This window comes from Mycobacterium sp., from assembly GCF_049802695.1.
In the GTDB taxonomy this organism is placed as follows: domain Bacteria; phylum Actinomycetota; class Actinomycetes; order Mycobacteriales; family Mycobacteriaceae; genus Mycobacterium.
On the sequence record NZ_JBARMY010000418.1, the window covers coordinates 1 to 2,092 of the forward strand.

Annotated in this window: 2 protein-coding genes; one reads left to right on the forward strand and one right to left on the reverse strand. The window is 70.3% G+C overall.

Features of this window, described 5'->3' with window-relative positions:
* A partial coding sequence (locus tag WA317_RS16980; RefSeq protein WP_425174139.1) for a deoxyguanosinetriphosphate triphosphohydrolase occupies nt 1–742 on the reverse strand: 742 nt, incomplete at its 3' end.
* 62 nt (nt 743–804) lie between these two features.
* Here WA317_RS16980 and WA317_RS16985 point away from each other — a divergent pair.
* Nucleotides 805–2,092 (forward strand): TPM domain-containing protein (locus WA317_RS16985; RefSeq protein ID WP_425174140.1); only part of this gene is annotated, 1,288 nt, incomplete at its 3' end.

A 2,092-nucleotide genomic window follows, 5' to 3' on the forward strand; every position in this document is an offset into this window, starting at 1 on the left:
CCCCCAGCTTGCCCAGCGCGGCAGCCGCGTCGTCGTCGGCGAGCACGCGCAGGTCGATGCGCCCGGAGACGACACCGTCCTCGACGTCGTGCACCGAGTAGGCCACATCGTCGGCCCAGTCCATCACCTGTGCTTCCAGGCAAGCGCGCCGCGGTGGCGCGCCGTCGCGCATCCATGCGGCGGCATCGCGGTCGTCGTCGTAGAAACCGAACTTGGCTGCGCCGGTGTCGCGGGTCCACGGGTACTTGGTGACCGCGTCCAGCGCCGCCCGGGTCAGGTTCAGCCCGACGCTACGGCCCAGCTCGTCAACCACTTTGGGCTCCAAGCCGGTCAAGATGCGGAAGTTCTGTGCATTGCCCTCGAAGCCGCCGTACGCCGCGGCGACCTCGTCGAGCGCCAGCTCGCCGTTGTGCCCGTACGGCGGATGGCCGATGTCGTGAGCCAGACCGGCCAGGTCGACCAGGTCGGCATCACAGCCCAGCCCGATCGCCATACCCCGGCCGATCTGGGCGACCTCGAGCGAGTGGGTCAGCCGGGTGCGCGGGGTGTCGCTTTCCCGCGGACCGACCACCTGCGTCTTGTCGGCCAGTCGGCGTAGCGCTGCGCTGTGCAGCACCCGGGCCCGGTCGCGGGCGAAATCGGTGCGGTGCTGACCCTGGGTGCCCGGCACACCCGCCGTCTTCGGCGCTTCGGCCACCTGTCGCTGGCGGTCGAAGTCGTCGTACGGGTCCGGCTCGTTCATCGCGCATCAGTCTGCCAGGACGGACCGGCATAGCCGGGCAGCGCAAGGCTAGATTGGCGGGCATGCGCAGTCGCAGGCTGGTCAGCCTGATCCTGGCCTTCGTGGCCGCGGGCCTGCTGCTCGCGCCGACCGCCGCCGCGCAGCCACCGTTCCGGCTGACCGACTACGTCACTGACAACGCCGGCGCGTTGACCGGATCGACTCGCAGCGACGTCGACTCGGCGGTCAACACGCTCTACACCGACCGTCACGTGCGGCTGTGGGTCGTCTACGTCGACACGTTCTCCGGGCAACCGCCGGTGAGCTGGGCGCAGAGCACGCGTCGCGCCAGCGACCTGGAAGGTTCCGACGCGCTGCTGGCGGTGGCCACCACCGACCGCTCGTATGCGTTCCTGGTGCCGCAGGCGATCAAGAGCATCACCTCGCGGGAGGTCGACGACCTGCGGGCCAACATGATCGAACCGGCGCTGCACCGCGGCGACTGGGGCGACGCGGCGATCAAGGCGGCCAACGGACTCAACCAGACACCCAACGCCGTGAGCTGGACGCCGATGCTGATCGGGCTGGCGGTCATCGCGGCCGCGGTGGTGATTCTGCTGCTGGTCATGCGCCGTCGGCGGGCGCGACGCCGGGCGGCGGCATTGGCGGCGGCGCGACGGGTGGACTCGACCGACCCGGGCGCACTTGCCGGTGTGCCGGTGGAAGCGCTCGACGACTTGTCGCGGGCGATGGTCGTCGAAGTGGACAATGCGGTGCGCACCAGTGCCAACGAGCTCGCCTTGGCCGTGGAGGAGTTCGGCGCCAGGCAAACCGAGCCGTTCAGCCGGGCGGTCGACAACGCCAAAGCGGCGCTGACTCAGGCATTCAATGTCCGCCAGCAACTCGACGACGCGATACCGGAGACGCCGGAGCAGCGCCGCGAGTTGCTGACGCGGGTGATCGTCTCGGCCGCGCGAGCCGACCGGGAATTGGAGTCGCAAACCCACGCTTTCGAGCAGTTGCGCGACCTGGTCATCAACGCGCCCGCACGACTGGACGGTCTGACCCAGCAGGTCGTCGAGCTGACCGCGCGGCTCGCGCCCGCCGAACAGCGACTGGCCGAGCTGACCAAGGAATTCGCCGCCAGCGCACTGACTTCGGTGGCCGGCAACGCCGCCACCGCCAGGGAGCGGCTGGCCTTCGCCGACGAAAACATCGGCCGCGCACGCGAATCGGCGACCCACGCGGTCATCGGGCAGCAGACCGACTTGGTGGACGCCTTTCGCGCCGCCGAGTCGGCACTGGGGCAGGCGCGCGCCCTGCTCGACGCCGTGGACAACGCGGCCGGTGACATCCGGCACGCCGCCACTG